This window comes from Actinomadura xylanilytica (assembly GCF_030283145.1).
GTDB lineage: Bacteria > Actinomycetota > Actinomycetes > Streptosporangiales > Streptosporangiaceae > Spirillospora > Spirillospora xylanilytica.
The window spans coordinates 417,718-443,736 of the sequence record NZ_JASNWE010000005.1 but is presented as its reverse complement, the minus strand read 5'-3'; the positions used below and the strand labels follow the sequence as shown (position 1 = coordinate 443,736).

Sequence of the window (26,019 nt, the reverse complement as noted above, 5' to 3'; positions counted from 1 at the left end):
CCATTGTCACCCGCGGCGCAGCGTGGTCGCGATGATCTCCGAGGCGTCGGCGAGCAGGGCCTGCGCCGCCGTCTGCCCGGTCGCCGCCAGGTAGGTGTCGACCAGCCGGTTGCCCGCGGCGTACCCCGCGCCCATCGGCAATCCCACCGGGGCGACGCCGAGGTGCTCCGCGCCGGGGTCGCCGTGCACCCAGGCGGTGAAGTTCTGCATGCCTGTCACGTCGAGCCCGGTGAGCACCTTGGCGAAGACCTCGTCGTCGTGCAGGTGCGGCACGCCGATGCGGGCGGGGCCAAGCTCGTCGCCGTAGAGCTGTCGGGCGAAGGCGTCGGCCAGGCCCTCGCCGACGATGTGCTCGCCGACCGTGACGGTCATCGGGTCCCAGATGACCCCGCCCGGGCTCCAACGCAGGTTGTGATTGAGCTCGTGCACGGCGGTGGCCTCCAGTCGCTCCACGTTCTCGGGGAAGGGCCAGAACGTGATGGCGATGTTGCCCGAGATGCCGCCGAACCCGGTCAATCCTTGGCAGGGACCCATGAAGTGTTCGTCACCCGGATCGCCGAGGACGAACAGCACGGTGATGTCCGGGGCCTCCAGCCCCGGCGTCGCCTCCAGCAGTACGGCGAGAGCGTTGTCGAGCGCGCGTTGCATCCGCTCCCAGGCCCCGGCCGCCGCCAGGGTCTCGAGCGCGTCGAGGCAACGCTCCTCGTCGCGGTCGATGGGGAACCCGGACGATTGGAGGTGTACGGCTACCAGATCGAGCTCGCCTGGGTGGTAGCGGTACATGCCCGCGTTGGCCTCCAGCATCGAACGCAGCAGGCCAACGCGGTCCGCGACCGGGGCCAGCAGGATCTGCCGCATGGCGGAGTAGGTGTCAAGAACGGTGATCGGCATGGCCCCGATGCTAGAAGTTGACGCAGCGTCAAGGTCAAACCAGCGGCGCTCTTCGTCGAGATACAGCCCGGCATGCCGCCACCCAGGCCCGTCGCGACCGGCGGTTCGCCGCTTTGTCCGCCACCACCGCCCGCGCCTTGGCATCCAGGCGGAAGAACTGCTCCAGCTCGCCGACCGTCACCTCATCACGGAACCGTCGATACCGCGCGACCTGCTCATGCGACAAGAAATCAACTGGCATGCCCAGGAACGTAGAGCCCCACCAACCACGCCAGACCTGCCGTCACCGAACCGTCGCCAACCCCGCCGCGCTACCGCCAAACCCGGTCCGATCCTCCTCGTGGGCCGATCCGGCATGTCCGGAGCGGTCGCGCGACCCGTGACGTCGACTGTAGGCAGAGTGACGCCATAGGTCGCTTGACGTGACGTCATTGTGGCGTCATGATTGAGGCATGGATCTGATGCCGTACGTGGAGAACCTCCGCCGCGAGCTCGCCGTCGCCGCCGAGGCGGGCGGCCCGGATGCTCGCGCGCTGGCCGAGCGCCTCACCGGTGCCCTGGAATCGGCCGCCAGGCTCACCATGCTGGAGGTGCTGTCGGCGGCGGCGGACGAGATCACCCGTGATCTCGCGCCGGGTTCGGTCGACGTGCGGCTGCGCGGCGGCGACCCCGCGTTCGTGGTGACACCTCCGCAGCCGGGACCGTCTTCGGTGAGCATGGCCGGCGGGGCGGAGACCGCACGGGAGGCCGGGCAGGCGTCCGCCGAGGTGCCGTCCGCCGAGGAGGGCGGTACCGCTCGGATGACGCTGCGATTGCCAGAGCATCTCAAGGGGCGCGTGGAGGAGGCGGCCGGCCGGCAGGGGATCTCGGTCAACGCCTGGCTGGTGCGCGCCGTCTCCGCGGCGTTCGAGCCTGGCACGAGGAGCGGCTCCACCGACCGGCCGCAGCAGCCCCAGAGCGGGCGCAGCTACACCGGCTGGGTGCGTTAGCGGCACCCGCCCGGCCCCATCACCACTCATCGCCCGGCCCCGAGGCCGGGATGTTCCACCGGACCCATGAGGAGGGCTCCGCCATGCCTGCTTTCGACACCCCCGAGCCGATCACCGCCGACATCCAGATCTACGTCGGCCAGGTCCGCATCCACGCCGGCGACCGCGCCGACACCGTGGTGGAGGTGCGCCCCAGCGACCCGTCCACCGAGGCGAGCGTGCGGGCCGCCGAGCAGACGATCGTCGAGTTCTCCGGTGGACGGCTGCTGGTCAAGGGCCCCAAGCCCAAGGCCCTGGGGTACCTGCTGCCCTGGCGCGGCTCCATCGAGGTGACCGTCGACCTGCCGGCCGGGTCCCGCGTCGAGGCCGAAGTCGCCGCGGACTTCATCGCCACCGGCCCGCTCGGTCAGACCGTCCTGCACAGCTCGAACGGCGACGTCCGGTTGGAGGAGACCGGCCCGCTGGAGGCCAAGACGTCCATCGGCGACATCTCCGTCGACCGGGTGACCGGCCCCGTCGAGGCGACCACCTCCACCGGGACGATCCGGATCGGAACCATCGACGGCCCCGGCACGGTGAAGACCTCCACTGGCGCCATCACCCTCGGCGATGCGACCGGTGAGCTGCAAGTGAAGACCGCCACCGGCGACATCAACATCGACCGCGTGCTGGCCGACCTCACCGCCAAGGCCGCGCACGGCCGGATCCGGATCAGCGCGGCGGTGAAAGGCACCCTCCACTTGGAGAACGGCTCCGGCAAGGTCGACGTCGGGATCGCCGAGGGCACGGCCGCCTGGCTGGACGTGCACTCCAAGAACGGCGTGGTGCGCAACACCCTGACCGCAGCCGAGGGCCCCGAGACCGCCGAGGCGGTTGTCGAGGTGCGCGCGCAGACCAACTACGGCGACATCGACATCCACCGGTCCTGACCCCCCGAACACCAGCGAGGAGACCCCCCATGAGCGACGCGATCACGGCCGAAGGACTGGTCAAGAGATACGGCGAGGTAACCGCGTTGGACGGGCTGAGCTTCTCCGTCCCGCAAGGCACGGTGCTCGCCCTGCTCGGCCCGAACGGCGCCGGCAAGACCACGACGGTGCGGGTGCTGACCACGCTGCTGCGCCCCGACGGCGGACGCGCCACGGTCGCCGGATGCGACATCGTCGATGACGCCCGGCGGCTGCGCTCGTACATCGGGCTGTCCGGCCAGTACGCCGCCGTCGACGAGCACCTCACCGGCGCCGAGAACCTGGAGATGGTCGGGCGCCTGTACCACCTGGGCGCCAAGCGCAGCAGGGCCCGCGCCCGCGAACTGCTCGAACGCTTCGACCTCACCGACGCCGCCGACCGTCCGGTGAAGGGCTACTCCGGCGGCATGCGCCGCCGCATCGACCTGGCCGGCGCGCTGGTCGCCGACCCGCCGGTGCTGTTCCTGGACGAACCCAGCACGGGCCTGGACCCCCGCGCCCGCGCCGCGCTGTGGGACACCATCTCCGAACTCGTCGCGGCCGGCAGCACACTGCTGCTGACCACCCAGTACATGGACGAGGCCGACCGCCTCGCCGACCAGGTCATGGTGGTCGACCACGGCCGCGCCATCGCCCGCGGCACCGCCGACGAGCTCAAGGACCAGGTCGGCGGCAGCCGCATCGAGCTGACCGTGTCCGACGCCGCCGAGCTGGAGACCGCCCGGCAGACGCTCGCCTGGGTCGCCGTCGGCGCCATGCGGACCGTGCCGGATTCGCTCCAGATCACCGTCCCGGTCACCGACGGTCCCGAGTCGCTCCGCCAAGCCCTCGGGCGGTTGGCCGAGGCAGGAGTCCGGGTGCGGGACGCCGGGCTGCGGCGGCCCACCCTCGACGACGTCTACCTCACCCTGACCGGGCACCAGGCGTCCGGCGCCGACGAGCAGGTCCAGGAGGCCACCCGATGAACGCGCTCACCATGCCCGTCGCCGACGGCTGGACCATCGCCAGGCGCAACACCCTGAAGATCCGGCGGTCGCCGGACCTGCTCGGTGCCGCGATCATGTTCCCGATCGTGTTCGTGCTGATGTTCGCCTACGTCTTCGGCAGCGTCATCGACGTCCCGGGGATGTCGTACCGGGAGTTCCTGCTCCCCGGCATCTTCGTCCAAGCCGTGATCATGGGCGCGCAGATCACGGGCTACACGCTGACCCTGGATCTGCAGAAGGGCATCTTCGACCGGTTCCGCTCGCTGCCCATGGCCCCGTCCGGGGTGCTGATCGGCCAGACGGTCAGCGACCTGCTGATGAACCTCGCCAGCCTGGTCGTCATGGCGGTGATGGGACTGATCGTCGGCTGGCGCGTGCACACCTCACCCTACGAGGCCGTCCTCGGCTTCGGGTTGCTGCTGCTGTTCGCCTACGCGTTCTCCTGGTTCACCGCGACCGTCGCGCTGGCCCTGCGCACTCCGGAGAGCTTCAACAACATCGCCACCATGGTCTCCTTCCCGCTGATGTTCATCTCCAACGCCTTCATCGACAGCTCCAAACTGCCCACGCCGCTGCGCGTCGTCGCCGAGTGGAACCCCGTCTCCACCTTCACCCAGGCCACACGCGAACTCTTCGGCAACACCAGCTCCGCGATGAAGACCTCGGACGCCTGGCCCATGCAGCACGCCATCCCGGCATCACTGCTCTGGATCACCGTCATCCTGATCGTGTTCGTCCCGCTGGCGACCCGCCTCTACAAGAAGGCGGTCAGCGGCTGACCGTCGACGCAACGCAAAAGGCGCCCCACTGCCGCCCGCACCGGAGGGGCGCCTTCAGCGTGTTCGCTCGAGCTCCCGCATGACTCCGGACCCGGGGAACAATGGAACAGCCGTTAGCGCAAAGGCATTAATCTTACTGGCTACTCGGTCTCCGTGGGGTGGAGGACCTGGTCCTGGAGGCGTTGCCGGAGGTCGGCTTCCTCCGGCGTGAGCGGATCGTCCGGGCGTCGGATGCGGACTCGGCGGGGGCGGGGGATGTCGGAGCTTGGCGAGCCGGGGTCGGCCTTGCAGTGCGGGCAGGGGCGGCGCTCGACGTCGTCAGCGTCGCTCGGGGAAGCCTATTGAGGGACCGTCATGTCCGTGGATACTGTCACAAACGATTCTCAGAAGTACCCCGAATTCACCTTTGAGTGAGAATGGGGTTCTGTGAACCGAACCGGCGCTTCGCGATCTCCGCACGGCTCTTATTTACCTTGCTCCGGGAAAGGACCGTTTAAGCGAGACGCGTAGTGGAGTCGCCGCTACCACTTGGGAGTGTTCCTGGTACGGATCAAAGTGTGGGATCTGGTTTCCGGGCCGCCGGTCAGCTCATTCCACCGATCCACCCTGCCGTATCGGGCGGTGGTCGCCGCTCCCGGTCTGGACGCACGTCCAGCCGGGCGCTCTTACTTCAGATCGGCGAGGAGGTCATCCAGGGCCTTTGCGAGGGCTGCGGTGTTGGCCGCGTCGAACCAGGTGGTGCGGATGCGCTCGTTGTTCCCCTTGGGCGTCTCGTGGTCGGCGGCGAGTTGGTGCAGAGGGCGGGTCTCGTCGCCCAGGGAGCGGCCGACGTTCTGGAAGAGGCCGCGCACATAACGGTCGGCGGCCTCGGAGGCGATGTCGTGGCCGGTGGCCCACGAGGTGAGCGTGGCGAGATAGGTGTAGTGGGCGGTGAGCGTCCCCGTCAGTGCGGAGAAGACGTTGAAGGCGCCCTCGTCCGCGACGGGGAGCACTCCGCCCAGCTGCTCGAAGAGAGAGTCCACCACGGGGTGCGAGGGGCAGGCCACGGTGACGGAACGGCGCTCGCGCACCGCGGGCAGCGGGATGGCGCGGATCCATCCGCACCGTCGCCGCCGGCGTCAAAGTCTCGGTCGGGGTCGTCCACAAGACCCTTACAGACGTTCAGCCCGACGTCGCAGCCGCCGAGGACACCGCCCGCTGACCAGCCTCCTCAGTGCCTGCTGCCCGGTTGGCATTCTCAGGTGCGGCTGTCGTACACGCGCCGGGCCGTGAGCAGGTCCGGAACGGCGTGGCGTGCCCAGTCGGCGAGCGCCTCCAAGGGGTCGCGGATCTGCTCGGCCAGCCGGGTGATGGCGTACTCCACGCTCGGAGGCGCGGTCGGGTAGACGGTCCGGGTCACCAGGCCGTTGCGTTCAAGGTTGCGCAGGTTAAGGGTCAGCATCCGGCGGCTGACACCCTCGATGGCACGTTCGAGCTGGGTGAATCGTCGAGGTCCCTCGCCCAACTCGACCAGGATCTGGATGCACCATTTGTCGCCGATCAGTGCCAGTACCTCCGGGAGCGGGCAGTCGTCGTTGGGTGCGGGCTCGACCTGGTCTGTTACTGCGGTGTTCCGTCGCGCCAAGAAAGTGCCTCCTTCCCGCAGGACTGATCCTGTCCCAAGATGAGTGTCGTTACAAGTCGTAACGTTCCTGGCCAGAAGGATGTCTTCATGCCTTTCGCGCGAAGTGACGGACGCAAGATCGCCTATGAGGTGACCGGGAGCGGCTCACCCGTGGTGCTGCACCCGGGCATGTTCGAAGACGGCGGGCACTGGGCCCATCTCGGCTACACCGACGCCCTGGCGGCATCGCACACGGTGATCGCCGTCGACCCGCTCGGGCTGGGCGCCAGCGACGCGCCCCGCGAGCGCGCGGCCTACGCGGTCGAGCGGCGCGCCGCGTACGTCGTCGCCGTGCTGGACGACCTCGGCCTGGACCGGGCGGCCTTCTGGGGGTACTCCCTGGGCGCGATGACCGGTTACGCGGTGGCCGCGCACGCCCCAGAACGGCTGACCCGGCTGGTGGCCGGAGCATTCGACCCCAACGGCTTCCTGGCACGGGTCCCCGACACGCTCGCCGCGCTCGGACTGCCCGCCGATTTCGACGTCTACAAGATCGTCAGGAACGGCGCGCTGGAATCCCCCTACCAGACCGCTGTGATGGACGCCGGCGACACGGCCGCATACCGAGCCAACTACGACATGTTCTCCCAGGAGCCCGGCCTGGGCGGCGCGCTGGCCGCCTCCGGGGTGCCCACGCTGATGTATGCGGGCACGGCCGACCCCTGGCACGACCCCATGCAGGACTACGCCCGCGCCCAGGGCATCGAGTTCTTCTCCGTCCCCGACGCCGACCATGGCGGCGCCATCCGCCGACCGGACCAAACACTCCCCCGAGTGCTGCCATTCCTGCGTGAGAGGTAAACGTGCGCCGTGGCGACGAAGGCTCGCCAGAAGCCATTGTGTGCGGTAAGAATCCGCAGCGGGCAGGACGAAAGCGACCTTCTCCACCACGACGCGCTGCGCCTGGCGGCGCTGCCAAAGCCATCGCCACTGGCCAAGAAGTACCAGGGGCATCGGCGGACGGTACGTGAGGCGCTGACCTCGGCGTTGCCGCCGGCTCCGCGTAAGAAGCCACCCCCCCGGTCCTCGCGGCTGGATCCGTTCAAGCCGGTGATCGACCAGATCCTGTGGACGGACCTGGATGCCCCACGCAAGCAGCGGCACACGGTGCGGCGCATCTTCAAACGCCTGGTCGCCGAGCGGGAGATGGAAGGCATCTCCTACTCCGCCGTCGCCAACTACGTGGTCTGCCGCAAACCGCAGATCATGGCCGAGGCGGGCCGGGGCTCGCCGCCCGAGGTGCCCATCGACCAGGTTCACCAGCCCGGGGTCGAGGCCGAGGTCAACTTCGGAGACGTGTGGATCAACCTGGCCGGGACGATGGCCTAGTAACTCCTGTTCGTCTTCCGGCTGTCGAATGGGTCGGAAGGGATACACGCTCTGCCTGATCGGCGACTCGGGCACCGGCAAGTCCACCTACTCATCCCGCATGGCCCACACCCGCGCCCGCCAAGCCGCCGAACCCACTTGACCGAGCTGTCCCGTGCCAGCGAGAGTGAGGCGGTTGAACGGCCGTTGGTGCCTCAGGTCGAGTGACAAGGCCCTCGACCGCTACTTGCCATCGAACCTGAGACATCATGACGGAGGCCGAGCGGAAGCGAGCTGAGGCTGGTCTCGGTGAGGTCCGGCTATGGGAGAAGGGCGAGTTGCCGGGACTGGGCGATCAGAGTGCCCTGGGAGTCCCAGATATCGCAGTCTTCTTCGTGGAAGCCACCGGTGAGGTGCCGGGTGTTGATCTGGCAGGCGAGCCAACCGGGGGCAGGTCGGTTGCGCAGGTGGATGGTCAGTTCAACGGTGGCGGAGGGGAGTTCCCCCAGTTCCATGACGGCCGGGTAGGCGGCGTCGGCGAGGAACGGCAGGCTCACCAGGTCGGGTTCACGGCCGTCGGCGAACCTCATCCAAAAGGTCATGCTGGGTTCGCCGCTGGGCTCGCCGCGCAGCCAGCCGGGCGGCCGGGTCGCGCGGTATTCGACCCGGTCGGCGACGGTGATGCCGGGCAGGGCGACGTCGGCCAGCGGGTCCACGAGCTCGTCCGGCGCGGGCAGGTCGGGCATGGGCGCCAGGGACAGGGTGCGGCCGTTGGACTGGTCGAGGTCGGCGAACGTGGCGACGACGCGCAAGATCTCCTTGCCGTCCTGGTGCATCCGGGCCTCACTGGTGGACGTCCGGCGCCCCTGGCGGGCCGTCTCCACCTGGATCCGGGCTGTTCCGGGTGCCCCGGGCCGGAGAAAGAACGCCGAGGCCACCAGCGGATCGCCGAACTTGGAGTGCTGCTGCAGAGCACGAACACCCACCGCCATCAGGTAGCCACCGTTGGGGTTGCCGCTGGCGGTGTTCCAGCGGTCGGTGAGCTGGGCGGCATAGATGTCGACGCCGGCTGAGGTGAGCCGGGTGTCCTGGTCGAAGAGGTACTCGGTGATCTGCTGCATGAGGCAGAAGCTACTGAACAGCCGGAAGCTTCCTGGACCTGGGGCGGGCGACGGGCCGCCTCTGCCGCTCGATGGCACTGCCTCGGACTCTTGGGCCGGGACACGAGCGAAACCATCAAGTGAGCTTCCCCAGCCAAACGGTGGGGCCCTTTCGCGCTCGCCGGATCAAGGGCAGTCAGGGCCCACGATCGGAACCCTGCGCTGATCCCCCGGGCTGCGGTGTCGGTGGTGGTCGGGCGTCCTGTTCATGGACAGCCCCTGAACAGAACACCGACCAGAAGACCGGACGGAACCCCGGGACGACCGGCGCCGGGTGGGCGCCGCCCGAGGACAGCCCGGCGAGGGCGTCAGCCTGCTCAGCGAGGTTCTCCTCCGGCGAAGGCCCGACAGTACCGTTGGAGTGCAGTGCGATCCGGGCCTTCATCAGGGAGGTCGACGGCGTGGGCGATGGTGCTGCGGAGCTGGGCGGCGATGTCGGCCAGGACCTCGAGGCCGGGCAGCGGCCAGGCCGAGCGTTCCCGGATCCGCTCGGGGGTGTTCCAGTCCGGCAGCGCGGCCGTGCACGCGGGCGCGGACCTGCACACGGTGTGACGCCTGGCAGGACGAGGAGTCGTTGTGCGGTCGGGGCCGGTCGAGGACCTGCCCGGGGCCGGGTGTCACTTGCTGTAGAAGGCGCGGATGCCGGTGCTGCCGTCGCTCTGCTTGACCACCTTGAAGCTCTGCGTCTTCTGACCTGTGTATTGCGCGCCGAACACGCGGCCGTTCTGCATGGTCAGCGCCGTGCGCTTGTAGTAGGAGCGGATGCCGGTGCTGCCGTCCTTCTGCTTGACCATCATGAAGCTCTGCCAGGCGTTCCCGGCGTACTTCTGGCCGGAGACCGACGTGCCGTTCAGCGTCAGCACCATCTTGTCGTCGTAGAAGGAGCGGATACCGGTACTGCCGTCCTTCTGATCAACGAGGCGGAAGCTCTGCGTCTTCAGTCCTTTGTAGGGAGCGGCGCTGACCGAGGAACCGTTCATGGTCACCACCTGCGGAGCCGACGCCCGAGCCGGCCCGGCGCCTGCACCGGCGGCGAGCGCAGCGGTCACGGTGACTGCGGACACGTGGCGTAGGTCGACCGTGCGGCGCGAGTAGCGAACGAACATACCAAGCAACCTTCCGTAGCAAGTTGACCACACTGCGGTCATCTTGCTACGGGGGTGGTCGCCTGAGCGGCGCAACGCGCCGAAACGACTCACTCACATGAGCCGGGGGCCTCGCCGACGGACGCGTCGACCTGCTCTGCATCGACGAACTGGGCTACATGGAACTCGACCGGCGCGGCGCCGAGCTGGCCACCGCGAGTCGACCACACGGCCGATCACCCGGCGACACCCCGCACGAAGGGCGGGACCGCATCGCGGTCCCGCCCTTCACCTGTCCAACCGCCCCGCCGCCGTCGATCCCGATGGCATTCCGACAAATGGATGGCCGCGCGGCGAGATCGTTCTTACCGTTGCCGGATGGTCGTACAAGGAATGCGGCCGGGCGACCGGCGGGTGCGGATCGCTGTTCAGCGGGTGCGGCTGGACGACCGCGAGTATCGCGTCGTCAGGCCCGCCCGCCCTTTGAAGAACGCGTCATTGCGCCAGATGGACGACTGGTTCAACTTCATTGTGGACCGGATGGAAGGGCGCCTGATGGGCGCGTTCTGGCTGTTGGCGGCACGGTCGCGGCGTTCGATCATCTACCTCCCGACCCGCACCGCGCCGTGCCCGTGCCCGTGCACGGGCAGACGCTGTTCCTGACGGGCAGCTCCACCGTGTTCAGGGAACAGGCACGGCACTTCTTCGAGGTGGCGAAGACCGGCCCCGCAGTGGCCGCCCGCAGTTACCGATACTTCCCCGGCGGGTGCAACTACCACTACTGCGTGGGCTTCGACTATTCGATTCATGAACCGGATCGCCAGGGGATAGTGCATGTCGTGTACCTGCCGAGCTGGACGCGGTGACAGTCAGGCTGACGGAGCGGCGGTCCTCCGCGCCGGGTGCGTCACGCCGTGGTGCGCAGAACCCCGATCCACCGCCTGACAGCCGCGCCTGTCCGCGCTCATACCACCTGGCGGTGGCATACGAGAACCGGGCCGTCTCGACCTGGATCTGAGCGCCCGGGCACCCAGCAGTGCCCAAACCGTGCATCGGTGGGAGTGAGCCGGCCGGCAGCCTCGGTAGTGGTGGCTCGATCCAATGAGCCGGGATAATGGATCTCATGAACGCACTACTTACATTGTCTGCCACTGAGATCACCACGAATCGTCTCCGGCTGCGAAAAGCGCACGACGCCGACATCGACGGCCTCATCGAGCTCCAGACCGATCCACAGGTCCGTGCGCACCTCGGCGGACCGCGGCCCCGTGGCGTCGTCGAGCAGTACTTCGACGTGAACGGCATCAGCGCCATTGCAGGCAAGCCCGGTACCTATGTCATCGCCGACGAGGAAACCGACCAGTTCATCGGGACACTCGTACTCGACCGCCGCTCGGCCGACCTGCCCGGACATGTCACCGAGGAAGGCGGGGAGCTGGAGCTGAGCTACCTGCTCCGGCGCGGACGTTGGGGTGCGGGGCTGGCATTCGAGGCCGCCACGGCCATGTTGCGCGCCGCTGCCGGCGAGCTGCCCGACCAGCCGGTCTTGGCGGTGACCCAGACGGCCAACGAGCGTTCCCTCAAACTCGCCACCCGTCTCGGCTTCCAGCGCATGGGCACCTTCGAGGCGTATGACGCGGAGCAAACCCTCGCTGTAGCCGACCTGCACTCGTTCAAGGCCCGGTCTCCCATGTCTGGCCCACGCTGAAAGTTGGGCAGCCGATACGACCTACGACGCGCCAGGAAGGCCACGCACTCCCCTGCATGGGCGTCCACGTGCCGTCCTGGGTGGCGTCGGGCCCTCGACGAGCACGACGTGCGCCACCTCGTCCGTGACCGGCCGGTGCCGCCTTCCCGCCGGGACAACCGGGCCTCACGCACACAGCACCCTTGGAAGGACCCGCTATCGTGCGTTGCGTATCCCGAGAATGTATGCCGCAGTAAGCGCGACGGCACGGTCTTCGTCATGTGACAGGTCTGCGAGTGCACGTGAGGCCGTGCTTCCCGGGATATCCGCGAGCGCCTGTGCCAGCCGTCGACGCGCGGACGAATCACCGGTGCCGCGGGCTAGGTGGTCAATGAGCCTGGTGGCGATCTGATCCGCCAATGCGGGACGACTCGCCAGCGCGCTCAGTGCATCGGCTGCATCGACGTCATTCGTCTCCTCGACGACCATATCGATGAGCGTCGGGACCGCGTCGGCCACTCCACGTGCCCCGAGTGCCAGAGCCGCATACCTGCGGACGACGATGTCGGAGTTCGCGAGGGCGTCCTGTAGCAGTGCGGTCGCCTCACCGTTCGGAATTTCGGCGATGGACTGGACGGCTCGTTTCCGCACCTCGGCTACTGGTGCGCCGAGGCCCTCCTCCAGCAGCGCCAATCCGCCCTCGCCCGATTGCGCCAGAGCCCATCGAAGGGCTCCGGCGACATGCGGGTCGGTCTCGCTCAGCGCTGCCTCAACCAGTGCTTCCACTGGCACCGGAACGTCTTCGACCGAGGACAGGACCGCGCGCTGGCGCTTCCCGGCGCTCTTCGACTCCAGTGCCTGGAGGAGTGCGACGATCTGGAGGACGTCCTCCCAGCCGGCGGGTTCCGCGGCACCGATCCGACGGAGCCGCGTGAGCAGCTCCGTCTCACCTGCAATGCGTTCTCGCGTCTGGCGGATGAGGTCGGCGACGAGCTCTGAGGGCGCGAAACCGGGGTCATCGAGCGCGCGCCTGACATCACGCAGCGACAGCCCCAAGGACCGCAGGCTCTCGATATGGAAGATCCGCCGGATGTCCTCGCCGGAGTACTCCCGATAGCCGGCGGCGGTACGACCCGTCGGCCGCGCCAGGCCGAGCGAGTCGTAGTGCCTGAGCATGCGGGCACTGACCCCGGACCGTCGTGCCACATCACCGATCAACATCGCCTACTCCCCCTCCTGGCCGGTCCCGCCGAGGGCTACGACGCGTTTCGCCTCCTCGATCGCGAACTCGAATCCGGCGTCCGGGTCGCGCCACAGCCGCTCCGTGGCGATCGCGTGCGCGCGCACGCGAGGGGCGAGATCCGTCGTCGCAGCGCGCAGGATCGGCAGAATCGCCTCACCGAGCGCGATCAGCGCCCGGCTGAGGCTCAGCTGCGTCTCACGTTCACCGCGTCCGAGCTGTGTCGACAACACTGCGGCCAACTCGCGTTCTTCACCTTCGGGCACGAGCACGACCGCTGCTCGCCAAGCGCTCCGCGCCACCTCATCGTCGGCGTCGGACAGCAGCGCCCGGGTGATCGCCGGCCACGCCTGCCGATCCCCGATCTTGGACAGCGTGTGCAGCGCCTGGCTCCGTGCCTGCGCACGCTCCGAGCGGACTTCATCGAGAAGCCTGGGGACCGTCAATGATGAGGAGTGGCGCGTGAGTGCCCACGTAAGCGTGTCGCGCACGTGGAACTCTGGTTCGATCGCGCATCGCTCGATGAGCATGTCGATGAACCGCGGGTCAGGGGCCGTGCCGACCGCCAGCGCCGCCCGCAGCCGCACCGACGAGCGGCTGTCCTCCAGCCCCTGGAGAGCTCGAATCGTATCCGTGTCCGGTTTCGGCATGGTCATCGGAACCACCTCCTCGGCAACAGTGAAGACCTTGCCACTGTGTCAAGGTCAAGCAGGACCACTCGCAACACTGCCCTTCTCCACGACCTGTGAGTCCTGGGGATCTCTTTGGCGGCCCGGTCTCGGTCAGCTCCTCCTTTGGCGACGGATTCAGCAGGTCAGCCGTTTCTGCCGGCGCGGGTCAAGAACCATCGATCGGCTCCGACCTCACCGTGACGACCAACCCGAAGGAGGTTGACCCATGAGCACGACGACGACCGAGACGGAGCCGGCCGTGGAGCGGGCCGGGCGGCGGGCCTGGCTCGGCCTGGCGCTGCTGACGCTGCCCACCCTGCTGGTCAGTCTGGACATGAACGTCCTGTTCCTGGCACTGCCGAGGCTGACGGCGGACCTGGAGCCGAGTAGCACTGAGCAGTTGTGGATCACCGACGGCTACGGCTTCATGACGGCCGGGTTCGTGATCACGATGGGCACGCTGGGCGACCGGATCGGCCGGCGCAGGCTGCTGCTAATCGGCGCGGCTGGGTTCGGCGCCGTGTCCGTGCTGGCCGCGTTCTCGACGAGCGCGGAGATGCTGATCGCGGCGCGGCTGCTGCTCGGGCTGGCCGGCGCCGCCCTGATGCCGTCCACGCTGGCGCTGATCACCAGCATGTTCACCGAGGAGCGGCAGCGCGGACGGGCCATCTCGATCTGGGCCACCGGCAACTTCACGAGTGCGGCCCTCGGGCCGGTGCTCGGCGGGTTCCTGCTACAGCACTTCTGGTGGGGTTCGGTGTTCCTGGTGGCCGCGCCGGTGATGGTGCTGGTGCTGGTGGCCGGGCCGGTGCTGCTGCCGGAGTACCGCACCCCGGCCCACGGCAGGCTGGACCTGGCCAGCGTGGCGCTGTCGCTGGTGGCCGTGTTGCCGATCGTCTACGGGATCAAGCGGCTGGCCGTGTCCGAGGGCGGCGGCCCGGCGCTGCCGGTGGCCGCGATCGGCGTCGGTGTCGGCGTCGGCGTCCTGTTCGTCCGGCGGCAACTGCGCCTGGCCACTCCCCTGCTTGACCTGCGGCTGTTCCGGAGCCCGACCTTCACCGCGGTGCTGTGCGCGTTGGTTCTGGTCGGCGCCACGATGGCCGGCACCGGGCTGCTGGGGACCCAGTTCCTGCAGAGCGTGCTCGACCTGTCGCCGACCGCCGCGGCGCTGTGGTTCACGCCGATGGGGCTGGCCGTGGGGCTGAGCACGATGCTGGCGCCGATGCTGGGCCGGAGGCTGCCGGCGCCCGCCGCGATCGCGGCCGGGCTGACCTGCTCGGTGCTGGGCTGTCTGCTGATCACGCAGGTCGGCGCCGGCGGCGGGCCGCTGCTGTTGGTGGTCGCGTTGGCGGTGCTGGCGCTGGGCACCGGTCCGCTGTTCGCGCTCGGCATCGGCGTGGTCATGAGCGCGGTGCCGACGGAGCGGGCCGGCTCGGCCGCGTCGATGTCGGAGACCAGCAACTTCCTCGGCGGGTCGCTGGGCATGGCGCTGCTCGGCGCGGCCGGCGCCGGCCTCTACCGGCAGCAGATGGCCGACTCGGTGGCGGACGCGACGTCGGCCGGGCTGCCTGCGGGTGCGGCGCATTCGGCCCAGGAGTCGCTGGCCGGCGCGGTGGGATCGGCGCATCGGCTTCCCGATCGGGCCGCGGCCGACCTGCTGCGCGCAGCGCACGACGCGTTCACCGGTGGGTTGCACGTGGCGGGAGTCGCCGGCGCGGTCATCTTCGCGGGCCTGGCGGTGTGCTTCCTGCGGGTGCATCGCCGATCCCGGCAGAGCTGACCGGGGCCTGGCGCATCCGCACCTGCCCGGAGCGGGTCATCGCTGCGACCGAGGGGGCATGCCCGTGGCCGCGCCTGCCTTGAGCCGCCTGATGGGGCGTCGGTGATCAGGCCCGCATGCCGCCTCCGGCAGCCCTACCGGAGGCGGCGAGGTCGCATTACGCGACGGCGGTCCCCTCAAGCTCGACCATCAGGGTGGGGATCGCCAGCCGTGTCACTCCGAGCATCGTGGTGGACGGCGCCACCCCGGCGGCGCCCAACCGCGACGCCAGCACGCCATAGTGCTCGAAGAGCCGATCGACGTCGGTGGTGTAGACGTTGAGCCGGACGAGGCTCGCGAGGGACATGCCGGCCTCGGCGAGCACGGCCTCCAGATTGTCGAGGCTCAGCGCCAACTGCGCCTCCATGTCACCGGCATGCTGGGGCTTGCCGTCGCCGCTCATCGCGGTCTGCCCGGCGCAGTACAGGGTCCGGGTGTGCCCGGAGACGATCTCACCCTGGTTGTACCCCATCTCCGCTGACCACGCCCACGGGTTGACCGCCGTTCGCTCCATTGCCACATCAGCTCCGTTCGTTTCGTCGACATCACGGACGTCCATCGGCTCGGTAGCCGCCATCCGTTCCGTCCTGCTGATGAGCCTCCCGGAAAATCACGACATCCTATGTCGTGTATTTCGGTAGAATTCTCGTATGCGCGCCGATCGGTTGGTCTCGCTGGTTCTGCTGCTGCGCCAGCGCGGTCGGCTGTCCGCGGCCACGCTGGCCCGCGAGCTGGAGGTGTCCACCCGCACCGTGCTGCGCGACATCGAGGCGCTGTCGGCGGCCGGCGTCCCGGTCTACGCCGAACGCGGCCGGCACGGCGGTTTCGCATTGCTGCCCGGTTTCCAGACCGACCTCACCGGACTGAACCACGACGAGGCACTCGCCCTGGTGATCGCCGGATCGCGGCGCGGCGCGCAGGCATTCGGCCTCGGCTCGGCGCTCGCTTCGGCCATGCTCAAGGTGGTCGACGCGCTGCCCGAGAGCTATCGGGCCACCGCGACCGGCGCGGCCCAGCGACTGCTCATCGACCCGGAGACCGACCTTCTCTCGCGCCGGCTGGTCGCTGAGGAGGCGCCCGACACCGTCATGTCCGAGGTCCGGCGCGCGGTGCTCGCCGGACACAAGCTGCGCATCCACTACGCGGCCGTGGACCAGACCCCGAAGTGGCGCACGGTGGACCCGATCGGCCTGGTCACCGTGCGCGACCAGGGCTACCTGCTGGCCACGAGGTCTGGGGTGGACCGCACCTACCGGCTGTCCCGGGTCTTGGCCGCCAAGGAACTCGCCGAACCCGCACAGCGACCAGACCGGGTCGATCTGGACCGGGCCTGGCAGGAGCGCAGCACCCGGTTCCGAACCGGCGGCGACCAGGTCACCGTGCTGGTACGGATGAACCCGACGCGCCGCGAGGACCTGGTGGGCACCGCGCTGGCCGTCCTCGCCGAAGAAACCGACGCAGACGGCCGGCTGCGGCTGGAGGTGACCTTCCAAGATCCCAGACACGCCGAATGGGCGCTGTGGCAACTCACCACGAACGCGGAAGCCCTGGCCCCGCAGTGGTTGCGCACCTCCCTGCGCAACCGCGCCGCCGCGATCGCCACCCTCTACGGAGAGTCATCCTGAGAATCGTCGCCTTCTGCGGGCGGCGGGACGGCGGCGGCCTCCGTCCTGATCCTCATCGGCCGGGTGGTGAGCGGGTGGGGCCGGAACGGATGGGCGCGCTTCTACGGCGTCGCCCAGTTAGGGCGTGGGCAGGTCGAGCTTGGCCGCGAGGGCTTCCAGCAACTCGACCTGCTCCTCCGGGCCGGCAGGCAGGAGATGGAGCGCGATGTGCATCTCGTCGGCGCCGACGGCGGTGATGCGGTCGATGTCGCTCAGCACGGCGTTGGTGAAGTCGGCGGGAGAGACCGGGACGCCAGGAGGGACCGGGATCGTGTTCACCACGACGGTGCCGGTGCCGCCGGCCTCTCGGTACCAGCGGATCTGTGTCCGGGTGTCGTCCCAGTCGACCCCGACGGTGACGAAGCCATCCCCGATGCGGGCCGCACGTTCGATGGTGTGGCGGGCCGTCGCGCCGATGAGCAGGGGAATGGTGCTGCCCCACGGCTTCGGGCCGACCAAGGACGGCGGAATCTGGTAGTAGTCGCCGTGGAACTCCACGGGGTCGGGACCCCAGCAGGCCTGCATCGCGGCCACGTGCTCGACGAATCCGGCGCCTCTGCGGCTTGCCGGCACGCCCGCCGCGATGAACTCCTCGGGGATGTAGAACGGCGGCTCCCGGGTGCCGCCGCCTTGGCCGATGCCGACGTCCAGCCGTCCCTGAGACAGCTGGTCGAGCGTGGCGAGCCTGCGGGCCAGGATGACGGGCGACTGGAAGATCGAGTTCAGGATGCTGGTGCACACGCGGATCCGCTGAGTGTGCGCGGCCGCCCAGGTCAGCATTTCCAGCGAGTCCCAGGCATAGGACTCAGGCAGGCCCGCGTCGTTGTTCCAGTGCGGTCCGGCGGGGGTCAGCAGCCGCTCGCTGGCGGACACGGCGTGGAATCCGAGCCGTTCGGTCGCCTGGGCCACGGCGACGACGGCATCGGGACCGGCGTAGGGGCCGACGTGCGGAAGGCTGACGCCGATGCGTGGAAGGTTCATTCCTATCCTCCATGAAAGCCGTTGGGCATGAAACGCCCAGGTCAGGCGTGCCCTCTTCAGTACATGGTCGGAGCGGGCGGGAGATTCTTGCGGCACCGGACCGCAAAAAATCTTCCGCCCGCTCCGATTCAGCGCTTCCGGCCGCTCGGTCAGCGGTCGCCGGTCATCAGTCGCCGGTCATGGTGTGGCGCAGGCGGGCTTAGGCAGGTCTGTTCAGCGCGGGAGAGGGGCTTTCGCGTGCTTCTGGGGGTGGGTGCTCGCGGTCTTGGCGACGGCGAGCCAGAGGACGCCCCAGGTCAGGAAGAAGGGGGACCAGAGGACGAGGTCCCAGCGGGCGAGGTGGCGGGAGAGCTGGAGGTATTGGGCCGGTGGTGGTCGCAGTCCGGTGAGCGTGAGGGTGTCGCCGAGGAGCCCGAAGCCGACCGGCCCGATCGAACGCAGCACCATCAGGACGCCGAGTGTCCAGGCCAGGGTGCTCCTCGACGGCCACGAGTCCCGGCGGGCCGGGCGAGGGTGACCCTACAGTGACACCATGCAAGATCATCTCTGGACGTCTGGCGACGAACCCGCCCCGCCGAGCCATGCCGAACTGCTGGCAGCCATCGGCCGGACCCTCGGGCTGGACGGCTCGTACCGGGAATGGCCGGTCCCCACCGGCTGGTGGCGAGAACCATCCGACGAGGATCGGGAACCACCCGGCGGCGGCCCCGCGGTGACCGTGCTGAGCGGAGCCGTGGACGGGGGCCGGGTCGCCTGGGTCGAACGGTACGTCCATCCGCCGGGGCTCGCCGTCGACGGTGACCTGTGGGTGACGGTACTGGTGAATGTCAGCGGGCCGGGCCTGGTCCAGTCCCCGCGCGGATGGGTGCACGCGCATTCCGACGTACCGCATCGGCCCGAGGTGTCGACGCATCTGGCCGATGACCGCGCCGACCGCGTACACGAGGTCTCGGCCGTGAGGTTCACGTCCGACGACCGCCTCATCGTCAGTTGCGCATGGGGGCGACTCGACGCTGAATGCCACTTGTGGCTGCCCACACCCGCACGCCCGGAACTCCGTCGGACATGGACGACGCGTGAACAGGCGCTTCTCCCGACAGAGTTTCCCCGAGCCCGGTGAACGCGCCGTTCAGAGCCAGGTGGCGCCCAGCCAGGCGGTTGCGGCCGCAGCGGCCAGGAGGGCGATATTGAGTCCGATCTGCCGGGCCTCACCACGGGAGACGTGGACCGCGATTCCGCCGACCTGGATCAGGACGAGGCCGGTCGCCGCGGCGATGGCGAGCCACGGCGTGATCCCGGTCAGCGGCGGCAGGATGAGGCCGGCGGCACCGAGGAGTTCCAGCACCCCGATCAGCCGGACGACCGGCATGGGGACACGGTCGACCCAGCCCATCATGGGCTGGAGCCGTTCCTGGCTCTGGACGGCCTTCTTGCCCCCGGCGTAGAGGTAGAACACCGCCAGCAGTGCGGCGATGATCCAGTAAGCGACGGTCATGTGGGCTCCGAGGTAGATGGTTACCTTTCGTAAGCTGCCCCATGATGCGTCACTATTGAGAGCCTTACAAAAGGCACATGCGTGTGCGTAGGGCACAAGGGGCTGTCATGCCGCAGTACGAGCACACCTGCATGATCCGCGGAGACGGTGGCCGGACGATCCGCACGGTCCTCGACCGGATCTGCGACAAGTGGACCCTTCTGATCGTGGCGACCCTTGATCAGAAGCGGCTGCGCTTCACCGATCTGCATCGGCAGATCCCCGGGATCTCCCAGCGGATGCTGACGCTGACGCTCCGGAACCTGGAACGCGACGGACTGGTCTCCCGGACGGTCTACGCGGAGGTTCCGCCGAGGGTCGAATACGCGCTGACCCCGAACGGGCGGAGCCTCATCCCACCCGCACTGGCTCTCGCCGACTGGGCGATCGAGCACATCGCCGACATCGAGGCCAGTAGAACCGCCTACGAGACCCGGGGCGGACGCCCTTCGCGCCCGGCCGCACCTCTTCCCCCGGCGGCGGAGCCGGGCTGACCTGGTGACCGATGCCTCCCAGGCGTTCACCACGGCGACGGCGTCCGGCGGCGGGGAACGTGCCGGCGACAACGCCGCAGATGGGCGGCTTGCTCGGTGGTCGGAGTCAGCCTGTGAGTTCGCTGAGACTTTGAACGAAGGCGCGGGTCCGGGAGTTCTCCCTGTCGGACGGCCAGACCAGGCCGTACACGATGGGCGGTGCGTCGCTGATGGGGAGGAAGACGAGGTCGGAGCGGCTGTAGTACTGGGCGGCGCGGAAGCACGTGGGTGAGACGCCCTTGCCCAGGGCGACGAGGGAGAGTACTTCCTGCCAGTAGGTGGCGGCCGGGCCGTGCGTAATGGGGCGGCCTGCGGGGGTGTAGTGCGGGTAGTGCTGGTCGAGCCAGTACTGCGGGATGGCGCCGGCGATGGTCACCAGTGGGGTGGAGGCGAGGTCTTCGAGGGAGACCGAATCGCGTCGGGCGAGCGGATGGTCCGCTGGGACTATGAGCGCGCGGGGTTCGTGGGAGACGACGGGGCCGGCGACGATGTCGGGTTCGTCGATGGGGAACTCGCTGATCTGAAGGTCGAGTGCGCCGGTCCGCAGCGGGCCGAGGGGGTCGTGGAGCTGTACCTCCCGGATGTGGACGTCGCACTCGGGGTGGCGGGAGTGGAAGGCGTCGGCGGCCTTGATCATCAGGTTGCCGTTCCACGGGGCCGAGTAGCCGACCCGCAGCGTGCCGTGGATGCTGCCGGCCATGTTGACGGCCCGTTCCAGTCCGGCTTCCATCTGCTGATGGGCCTGGCGCAGATCCTCGTGAAGCTGCCGCCCTATCGCGGTGAGGGCCACCTTGCGGCTGGTGCGCTCGAACAGCGGCGCCCCGATCTGACGTTCCAGCTTCTTGATCGTCTGACTGATCCTGCCGGTGCTCACGTGCAGGCGCTCGGCAGTGCGCCCGAAGTGCAGCTCCTCGGCCAGCGTCAAGAACGCCTCGAGCTCAAGACGTTCGAGCACCGCGCTCCCCATCGTTGAACGTGACTAAATGACCGTTCCATTATCACCCCTTGTTGCGTTTTCTGCCGCATTACATCCTGATCTGGCCCACTTCCAGCACACGCCGCGATGTGGATCACTCAGGAGAAGGAAGTCATGGAGATCAGCGTCAACACCTTCGTCAGCCTCGACGGCGTCATGCAGGGCCCGGGCGGGGTCGAGGAGGATCGCAGCAACGGCTTCGAGCGCGGGGGCTGGCTCGTGCCCCAGAGCGACGCCGGCCAGCTGGCCCCCGTCGGCGAGTGGTTCCGCCGGGCCGATGCCTTCCTGCTGGGGCGCAGCACCTTCGAGATGATGCGCACCTACTGGTCGCAGGTGACCGAGCCCGACAACATCGTGGCCACCGCCCTCAACACCTGGAAGAAGTACGTCGTCAGCGACACCCTGGCCGACGCCGATGCGGCCTGGGGGGACACCACGGTGCTGCGCGGCGACATCGTGGAGCAGGTCCGCGGGCTCAAGGAGCAGCCGGGCGGTGAGTTGCAGGTGCACGGCAGCTGGCAGCTGGTGCGCAGCCTGCACGACGCCGGGCTCGTCGACATCTACCGGTTGCTCCAGGTTCCCGTCGTGGTCGGGGACGGCAAGCGCCTGTTCGCCGGCGGCGCCGTCCCGGCGACCTACCGGATCACCGAATCGGAGGTGCTGGACGGGGGGTCGGGAGCGGTCTCGCTCACCCTGCGCCAGACCGGCTTCGCCACCACCGGCACCGGCGAGTTCGTGGTGCACGACGGTCAGGAGGCCATCGCCTGAGCGGGTGAGAGTGGCAGATGATCGGCACGCGGCGGTCTCGGCGCAAGCTCGGCCGAGACCCCCGCGAGGGCCCGATTCCGTCCAGACCGGCATCGGGCGCCTCGCCGACCGGCCCGTCACGACGAACCCGTAGGAGGACGATGCATCTGACCAGGGACCAGGCATTGCCCGCCCGAGACGCGGCGGCCATCGCCTGCGAGCTGAAAGACCGAGAAGAGGTCGTCGACGCGCTGTACCGGTTCGCTCAGGGACTGGACCTCCAGGACAGGCAGTTGCTCGCCTCGGCGCTCGCGGCCGATGCGGAGCTGGATTCCCGCTCGGCGGCGGCCAAATGGGGGGCGTACAGCCCACTGATGATCGGCCGCGACACGATCGTGAACCTGCTCCTGGGCCTGATCATCGACCGCGTCGACACCACCCACGTGGTCACCAACCCCCGCGTCCAGGTGGACGGCGACACCGCCCGGTTCACCGCGATGGTGCAGGCCAAGTACCTGCTCAGGGCCGACCACGACCGGCACGCCCTGCTCACCAACCGCTACACCCTCGACCTCGCACGGGACGGAGCGCACTGGGTCATGCACCGCGTCCACATCGAGACCGCCTGGTACACCGGCGACCCCGCCGACGTCCTCGGCGGGTAGAAGCCGCCGGCCGCCGTCAACGGCCTGTGTTGGCGGCGGCGCGGCGGACGCGTAGCGCACCAGGTCAGAGGGCGAGTGCGCACGACCGTGTCGGTGGTCGAATCAGGTCGGCTTTCGGTGCAGTCCCGCCACGTGGAGCTCGTCGAGGGCGTGGAAGGTGAGGGAGTCGCGCCGGCGGTGGCCCGTCAGGCTCATTCCGGGGAAGTCGGTGAAGAGGCGCGGGAGCGTCTCGACGGCCTCCATGCGCGCCAGCGCCTGGCCGAGGCAGTAGTGGATCCCGCTGCCGAAGGCCAGGTGGGGCAGCGGGTCCCGGGACAGGTCCAGCGGGCCCTGCGCCCGGTTGACGTCCTGGAGGAGGACCTGCACGGTCTGGCCCGCCTCGATCCGCCGGCCGGACAGCTCATGCCCGGTCACGGCGACGCGGACGACGCGCTTGATGGGGCCTTCGACCCGGAGCAGCTCCTCGACCGCGCGGGCCGGGTCTGCCAGCAGGAGCGGGATCTGGCCGGGATCGCCGAGCAGGGCGAGGACGGAGCCGGCGATGAGGCCGGCGGTGGTCTCGTGTCCCGCGGTCAGCAGCAGGACGCAGGTGGCGGCGACCTCGGCCTCCGTCAGTCCGTCCGGCACCGCCAGCATCGCGCTGATGAAGTCGGCGCCGGGCCGCTTGCGCCGTTCGGCGATCAGCGGCGCGAGGAACATGGCCAGGTCCGTCGTGGCGGCCGTGCCGGCCACGATCGCGTCGCCGTCGGCGTCCGGCTCCAGCAGGCGGACCAGCGGCGGGGTGAGCTCCAGCAGCAGCTCGGCGCCGTCCTCGCCCACGTCCAGCAGCTCGGCGATGACGGCGACGGGGATCAGGTGGGCGACCTCCCGCAGCAGGTCGGTCTCGTCGTCCAGCCCGGTCAGCACGGCCTCGACGATCTCCACGATCCGGGGACGGAGCGACTCGACCGCCCGCGGGGTGAAGGCGGGGCTGAGCAGCCTGCGCATCCGGGTGTGGTCGGGCGGGTCGGAGAACAGCAGGTTGCCGGGCGGCATCTCGCGGAGCTCGGCGGGGGCGTCCGGCCTGAGCGCGGGACTGCTGCTCCAGCCGACGCCGCGCAGCACCGCCGCGGCCTCCTCGTGCCCGGACACCAGCCAGGTGGCCGACGGCTCGTCCCAGCGGACGGGTTCAGCGCACACGGACGCCTCCCCAGAACTCCTTGTCGAGCTCGCCCATCGGCGTCGCGGGCGGCCCGTCCCAGTCCCACTCCTGCCGGATCCGCTCCCAGTCGGCGGTGGCGCGGAACTGGCTCAGGACGGCCGACATGCCGAGCTGGATCCGGGTCAGCGTCGTCATCGCCGGGTCCATCCGCCACTTCCTGATGAACTCGCCGTACGGGCCGGTGAGGCCGAACTCGCCCCGGGTGGCGACCGCGTCGGTTTCGGGGGTGTAAGTGAACGGCTGCGGCCGGGTCCAGGCGTAAAGGGTCGAGGTCCACCAGCCGAGGACCTGATCGGCGGGCGGCGGGTCGTCGCGGTCCAGGACGCCCTCGTCGTAATGAAGGCGCAGCAGGGTCTCGGCATCGCCCGTGACCGTCGCCTCGGCGACGGCCGTCATGAAGCGGACCTGCTCCGGCTGGAAGCGCTTGACGCAGCCGAAGTCCAGGAAGGTCACCGTCCCGTCGTCGTGGAAGAGGAAGTTGCCGGGGTGCGGGTCGGCGTGGAACAGGCCGAGCCGGCGGATCCCGCCGATGTAGAAGCGGAACACCGCCTCGCCCCAGCGGTCCTTGAGCTCCTGGCCGGCGCCGAGCGCCTCGCGGTGGCGCATCCCGTCGACCAGGTCCATGGTCAGCACCCGCCGCCCGGACAGCTCCGGGACGATCTCGGGGATGCGGATGAACGGGTGGCCCCGGTAGTGGCCGGCGAACTCGCGCTGGTTGCGGGCCTCGGCCCGGTAGTCGATCTCCTCGCCGATCCGTTCGGAGACCTCCTTGGCCACCGCCCGGACGTCCATCCGGGTCATCCCCGGCAGCAGGCCCCGGCCCATCTGGAAGAAGGTGGCGATCAGCTCGGTGTTGGCGAGGTCGGCCCGGATCGCCTCCTCGACGCCCGGGTACTGGACCTTGACCGCGACCCGGCGGCCGTCGCGGGTGGTGGCGCGGTGCACCTGGCCGATCGAGGCGGCGGCGATCGGCTCGGGCTCGAACTCGGCGAACACCTCCTGCGGCGGCGCCCCCAGTTCGGCCTCCACCATGGCAGCCGCCATCTCCGGCGGCATCGGCGGGGCGTCGTCCTGGAGGCGGGCCAGGGCCCGCTGGTAGATCGACTGGTTCTCGCCCTCCACCGTGAAGCCGACGAAGGACATGATCTGGCCGGCCTTCATCAGCACCCCCTTGGAGCGCCCCAGCCGCTCGGCGTACCGTTCGGCCGCCCGCGCATGGAACTCCGCGGTGTCGGCGCCGCGCACCCGCTTGCGCAGCGAGGCCACGACCGCCTCCCCCGCCGTGCGGCCCGCCAGGCCGACCAGCGGCGCCGTCCGGGCCACGCGCCCGCTCCTGATGTCATGCTCAGCCATCCCAGACCCCCGGAAGTAGCTTCTTTGGTTTCCTCAGTGTTTACTTAGGAGCATGACGACGTCAACCCGTGACCGCATCGTCGACGCGGCGATGGAGCTGTTCGGCCGCAACGGCTACAAGGGAACCAGCGTGGTTCAGATCGAGAAGGCGGCCGGGCTGACCCCGGGGGCGGGCGGCATCTACCACCACTTCCGCAGCAAGGAGGCGGTGCTGGCGGCCGGGATCGAACGGCACCTCGGACGGGTCGCCGCCCTGCGCGACCTCCGCCGCGTCTTCGCCGGGGTCGGCGACCTGCGGACCGAGCTGACCCTGACCGCCCGCTATGCCCTGGCCGAGCTGGACAACGAGACCGAGCTGCTGCGGATCATCGCCTCCGAGGCCCGTGCCCGTCCGGAACTGGTCGGGGGCGCGGTCCAGCAGCTCATCGGCGCGACCTACACCGGCTTCGCGGGCTGGCTGCGCGACGGCGCGGGGCTCGCCGAGGAGAAGGCGACCGCCGTCGCCGCCGTGGGCCTCGGCGCACTGCTCTCCTCCCGGCTGCTCCCCGTCCTGCTCGACTCCGACCCGATCGGCGTCTCCGACGACGCGTTGGTCGAGACCTGGGTCGAGATGATGCACGCCCAGCTCGAACGCGACTGAACGGGCTACGTCGTCGCCGCCAGGCGCCGTCGGGTGCGGGACGGCACCGACGCGGGCAGCGTGGCGAGGACGTCGGCGAGGGTGACCCCGGCGAGGCTGCTCCGCCACGCCTCGTGCGCGTCGGCCATCTTCTCGGCGAGGACGCAAGTGCGTTGGCAGTCTTCGGGGGGCAGCGCCCCGCGTCCTTGCTGGCGGATCTCGCGGCATTCGTACGGCGGGGACGCGCCGGCGACGGCCTCGACGATCTCCAGGAGCGTGATCTCGGAGGTGGGCCGCGCGAGCCGGAAGCCTCCCCGTGGGCCCGTGGTCGCGGCCAGCAGGCCGGCTCTGGTGAGCGCCTGCAACTGCTTGGCGAGGTAGGCCGCCGGGAGGTCGAAGTACTGGGCGAGCTGCGCCGCCGAGGCGGTGGTCCCCGGGTCGAGCTGTGCCAGCGTCGTGGTGCAGTGCAGGACCCATTCGGTGCTCACAGGCAGCTTCAC

The 26,019-nt window shown here is 69.5% G+C and carries 32 protein-coding genes; 16 read left to right on the top strand and 16 right to left on the bottom strand.

The window, feature by feature from the left end:
• Window positions 1–6: 6 nt before the first annotated feature.
• Both QP090_RS31880 and QP090_RS31875 read right to left on the bottom strand, forming a co-directional pair.
• A complete protein-coding gene (locus QP090_RS31880; protein WP_285943362.1) occupies window positions 7–891 on the bottom strand; it encodes a DUF2268 domain-containing putative Zn-dependent protease in 885 nt (294 codons plus the stop codon).
• A gap of 34 nt (window positions 892–925) precedes the next feature.
• On the bottom strand, window positions 926–1,132 hold the full coding sequence (locus tag QP090_RS31875) for a hypothetical protein (protein ID WP_285943361.1): 207 nt from the start codon (window positions 1,130–1,132) through the stop codon (window positions 926–928).
• A 211-nt stretch (window positions 1,133–1,343) separates the two neighbouring features.
• Between QP090_RS31875 and QP090_RS31870 the strand changes: the two genes are divergently transcribed.
• The 4 genes from QP090_RS31870 (at window position 1,344) to QP090_RS31855 (ending at window position 4,613) form a co-directional block, all read left to right on the top strand.
• On the top strand, window positions 1,344–1,880 hold the full coding sequence (locus tag QP090_RS31870; RefSeq protein WP_285943360.1) for a toxin-antitoxin system HicB family antitoxin: 537 nt from the start codon (window positions 1,344–1,346) through the stop codon (window positions 1,878–1,880).
• Between the two features lie 83 nt (window positions 1,881–1,963).
• On the top strand, window positions 1,964–2,809 hold the full coding sequence (locus tag QP090_RS31865) for a DUF4097 family beta strand repeat-containing protein (protein ID WP_285943359.1): 846 nt from the start codon (window positions 1,964–1,966) through the stop codon (window positions 2,807–2,809).
• A 29-nt stretch (window positions 2,810–2,838) separates the two neighbouring features.
• Complete coding sequence (locus QP090_RS31860; protein ID WP_285943358.1) at window positions 2,839–3,813, top strand: ATP-binding cassette domain-containing protein; 975 nt, start codon at window positions 2,839–2,841, stop codon at window positions 3,811–3,813.
• Window positions 3,810–4,613 (top strand): ABC transporter permease, encoded by an 804-nt coding sequence (locus QP090_RS31855; protein ID WP_285943357.1) that lies wholly within the window; start codon window positions 3,810–3,812, stop codon window positions 4,611–4,613. The genes QP090_RS31860 and QP090_RS31855 overlap by 4 nt, the downstream gene beginning before the upstream one ends.
• 665 nt (window positions 4,614–5,278) lie before the next feature.
• Here QP090_RS31855 and QP090_RS31850 read toward each other — a convergent pair.
• Together QP090_RS31850 and QP090_RS31845 are read right to left on the bottom strand one after the other, a co-directional pair.
• Window positions 5,279–5,638, bottom strand: a complete 360-nt coding sequence (locus QP090_RS31850; protein ID WP_285943356.1) for a hypothetical protein — start codon at window positions 5,636–5,638, stop codon at window positions 5,279–5,281.
• A gap of 212 nt (window positions 5,639–5,850) precedes the next feature.
• Window positions 5,851–6,237 carry a winged helix-turn-helix transcriptional regulator gene (locus tag QP090_RS31845; RefSeq protein ID WP_285943355.1) on the bottom strand — a complete coding sequence of 129 codons (387 nt, stop codon included), beginning with the start codon at window positions 6,235–6,237 and terminating at the stop codon, window positions 5,851–5,853.
• 87 nt (window positions 6,238–6,324) lie between these two features.
• On the opposite strand from QP090_RS31845, the gene QP090_RS31840 reads away from it, so the two are divergent.
• Both QP090_RS31840 and QP090_RS31835 read left to right on the top strand, forming a co-directional pair.
• Entirely contained in the window at window positions 6,325–7,077 is a 753-nt protein-coding gene (locus QP090_RS31840; RefSeq protein WP_285943354.1) for an alpha/beta fold hydrolase, read from the top strand.
• 9 nt (window positions 7,078–7,086) lie between these two features.
• The gene (locus tag QP090_RS31835) at window positions 7,087–7,605 is read left to right on the top strand and encodes a hypothetical protein (RefSeq protein ID WP_285943855.1); all 519 of its coding nucleotides are present in this window, start codon (window positions 7,087–7,089) and stop codon (window positions 7,603–7,605) included.
• 299 nt (window positions 7,606–7,904) lie between these two features.
• On the opposite strand, the gene QP090_RS31830 is transcribed toward QP090_RS31835, so the two are convergent.
• Window positions 7,905–8,705: a thioesterase family protein gene (locus QP090_RS31830; RefSeq protein WP_285943353.1), complete on the bottom strand. Its 801-nt coding sequence runs from the start codon at window positions 8,703–8,705 to the stop codon at window positions 7,905–7,907.
• Window positions 8,706–9,152: 447 nt separating this feature from the next.
• On the opposite strand from QP090_RS31830, the gene QP090_RS31825 reads away from it, so the two are divergent.
• Window positions 9,153–9,296, top strand: a complete 144-nt coding sequence (locus tag QP090_RS31825) for a hypothetical protein (RefSeq protein WP_285943352.1) — start codon at window positions 9,153–9,155, stop codon at window positions 9,294–9,296.
• 65 nt (window positions 9,297–9,361) lie between these two features.
• Here QP090_RS31825 and QP090_RS31820 read toward each other — a convergent pair whose 3' ends face one another.
• On the bottom strand, window positions 9,362–9,850 hold the full coding sequence (locus tag QP090_RS31820) for an RICIN domain-containing protein (RefSeq protein WP_285943351.1): 489 nt from the start codon (window positions 9,848–9,850) through the stop codon (window positions 9,362–9,364).
• 357 nt (window positions 9,851–10,207) lie between these two features.
• On the opposite strand from QP090_RS31820, the gene QP090_RS31815 reads away from it, so the two are divergent.
• Both QP090_RS31815 and QP090_RS31810 read left to right on the top strand, forming a co-directional pair.
• On the top strand, window positions 10,208–10,492 hold the full coding sequence (locus tag QP090_RS31815; RefSeq protein WP_285943350.1) for a hypothetical protein: 285 nt from the start codon (window positions 10,208–10,210) through the stop codon (window positions 10,490–10,492).
• Between the two features lie 460 nt (window positions 10,493–10,952).
• The gene (locus QP090_RS31810; RefSeq protein WP_285943349.1) at window positions 10,953–11,537 is read left to right on the top strand and encodes a GNAT family N-acetyltransferase; all 585 of its coding nucleotides are present in this window, start codon (window positions 10,953–10,955) and stop codon (window positions 11,535–11,537) included.
• A gap of 195 nt (window positions 11,538–11,732) precedes the next feature.
• Here QP090_RS31810 and QP090_RS31805 read toward each other — a convergent pair whose 3' ends face one another.
• Together QP090_RS31805 and QP090_RS31800 are read right to left on the bottom strand one after the other, a co-directional pair.
• The gene (locus tag QP090_RS31805) at window positions 11,733–12,737 is read right to left on the bottom strand and encodes a HEAT repeat domain-containing protein (protein ID WP_285943348.1); all 1,005 of its coding nucleotides are present in this window, start codon (window positions 12,735–12,737) and stop codon (window positions 11,733–11,735) included.
• Between the two features lie 3 nt (window positions 12,738–12,740).
• Complete coding sequence (locus QP090_RS31800) at window positions 12,741–13,412, bottom strand: HEAT repeat domain-containing protein (RefSeq protein ID WP_349666524.1); 672 nt, start codon at window positions 13,410–13,412, stop codon at window positions 12,741–12,743.
• Window positions 13,413–13,653: 241 nt separating this feature from the next.
• Between QP090_RS31800 and QP090_RS31795 the strand changes: the two genes are divergently transcribed.
• Window positions 13,654–15,207, top strand: a complete 1,554-nt coding sequence (locus tag QP090_RS31795; protein ID WP_285943347.1) for an MFS transporter — start codon at window positions 13,654–13,656, stop codon at window positions 15,205–15,207.
• Window positions 15,208–15,364: 157 nt separating this feature from the next.
• Here QP090_RS31795 and QP090_RS31790 read toward each other — a convergent pair whose 3' ends face one another.
• The gene (locus QP090_RS31790; protein WP_285943830.1) at window positions 15,365–15,760 is read right to left on the bottom strand and encodes a RidA family protein; all 396 of its coding nucleotides are present in this window, start codon (window positions 15,758–15,760) and stop codon (window positions 15,365–15,367) included.
• A gap of 136 nt (window positions 15,761–15,896) precedes the next feature.
• Here QP090_RS31790 and QP090_RS31785 point away from each other — a divergent pair, with 136 nt between their 5' ends.
• Entirely contained in the window at window positions 15,897–16,871 is a 975-nt protein-coding gene (locus QP090_RS31785; protein WP_285943346.1) for a helix-turn-helix transcriptional regulator, read from the top strand.
• A 117-nt stretch (window positions 16,872–16,988) separates the two neighbouring features.
• On the opposite strand, the gene QP090_RS31780 is transcribed toward QP090_RS31785, so the two are convergent.
• Entirely contained in the window at window positions 16,989–17,891 is a 903-nt protein-coding gene (locus tag QP090_RS31780; protein WP_285943345.1) for a TIGR03619 family F420-dependent LLM class oxidoreductase, read from the bottom strand.
• Window positions 17,892–18,104: 213 nt separating this feature from the next.
• Window positions 18,105–18,338, bottom strand: coding sequence for a hypothetical protein (locus QP090_RS31775; protein WP_285943344.1), 234 nt, complete (start codon window positions 18,336–18,338; stop codon window positions 18,105–18,107).
• Between the two features lie 85 nt (window positions 18,339–18,423).
• Here QP090_RS31775 and QP090_RS31770 point away from each other — a divergent pair, with 85 nt between their 5' ends.
• Window positions 18,424–19,011 carry a hypothetical protein gene (locus tag QP090_RS31770; protein ID WP_285943343.1) on the top strand — a complete coding sequence of 196 codons (588 nt, stop codon included), beginning with the start codon at window positions 18,424–18,426 and terminating at the stop codon, window positions 19,009–19,011.
• 9 nt (window positions 19,012–19,020) lie between these two features.
• Here QP090_RS31770 and QP090_RS31765 read toward each other — a convergent pair whose 3' ends face one another.
• On the bottom strand, window positions 19,021–19,386 hold the full coding sequence (locus tag QP090_RS31765; RefSeq protein ID WP_285943342.1) for a DoxX family protein: 366 nt from the start codon (window positions 19,384–19,386) through the stop codon (window positions 19,021–19,023).
• A 107-nt stretch (window positions 19,387–19,493) separates the two neighbouring features.
• On the opposite strand from QP090_RS31765, the gene QP090_RS31760 reads away from it, so the two are divergent.
• Window positions 19,494–19,919, top strand: a complete 426-nt coding sequence (locus QP090_RS31760; protein WP_285943340.1) for a winged helix-turn-helix transcriptional regulator — start codon at window positions 19,494–19,496, stop codon at window positions 19,917–19,919.
• Between the two features lie 106 nt (window positions 19,920–20,025).
• Here the strand turns inward: QP090_RS31760 and QP090_RS31755 are convergent, their stop codons facing one another.
• Window positions 20,026–20,913 carry a LysR family transcriptional regulator gene (locus tag QP090_RS31755; protein WP_285943339.1) on the bottom strand — a complete coding sequence of 296 codons (888 nt, stop codon included), beginning with the start codon at window positions 20,911–20,913 and terminating at the stop codon, window positions 20,026–20,028.
• Between the two features lie 135 nt (window positions 20,914–21,048).
• Between QP090_RS31755 and QP090_RS31750 the strand changes: the two genes are divergently transcribed.
• Window positions 21,049–21,702, top strand: coding sequence for a dihydrofolate reductase family protein (locus QP090_RS31750; RefSeq protein WP_285943338.1), 654 nt, complete (start codon window positions 21,049–21,051; stop codon window positions 21,700–21,702).
• Between the two features lie 140 nt (window positions 21,703–21,842).
• Window positions 21,843–22,346 (top strand): nuclear transport factor 2 family protein, encoded by a 504-nt coding sequence (locus tag QP090_RS31745; protein ID WP_285943337.1) that lies wholly within the window; start codon window positions 21,843–21,845, stop codon window positions 22,344–22,346.
• Between the two features lie 102 nt (window positions 22,347–22,448).
• Here the strand turns inward: QP090_RS31745 and QP090_RS31740 are convergent, their stop codons facing one another.
• The gene (locus QP090_RS31740) at window positions 22,449–23,525 is read right to left on the bottom strand and encodes a cytochrome P450 (RefSeq protein WP_285943336.1); all 1,077 of its coding nucleotides are present in this window, start codon (window positions 23,523–23,525) and stop codon (window positions 22,449–22,451) included.
• Window positions 23,515–24,870, bottom strand: a complete 1,356-nt coding sequence (locus tag QP090_RS31735) for an ABC1 kinase family protein (protein ID WP_285943335.1) — start codon at window positions 24,868–24,870, stop codon at window positions 23,515–23,517. The genes QP090_RS31740 and QP090_RS31735 overlap by 11 nt, the downstream gene beginning before the upstream one ends.
• An 82-nt stretch (window positions 24,871–24,952) precedes the next feature.
• On the opposite strand from QP090_RS31735, the gene QP090_RS31730 reads away from it, so the two are divergent.
• The gene (locus QP090_RS31730; protein ID WP_285943334.1) at window positions 24,953–25,540 is read left to right on the top strand and encodes a TetR/AcrR family transcriptional regulator; all 588 of its coding nucleotides are present in this window, start codon (window positions 24,953–24,955) and stop codon (window positions 25,538–25,540) included.
• A gap of 5 nt (window positions 25,541–25,545) precedes the next feature.
• On the opposite strand, the gene QP090_RS31725 is transcribed toward QP090_RS31730, so the two are convergent.
• On the bottom strand, window positions 25,546–26,019 hold the full coding sequence (locus QP090_RS31725; protein ID WP_285943333.1) for an RrF2 family transcriptional regulator: 474 nt from the start codon (window positions 26,017–26,019) through the stop codon (window positions 25,546–25,548).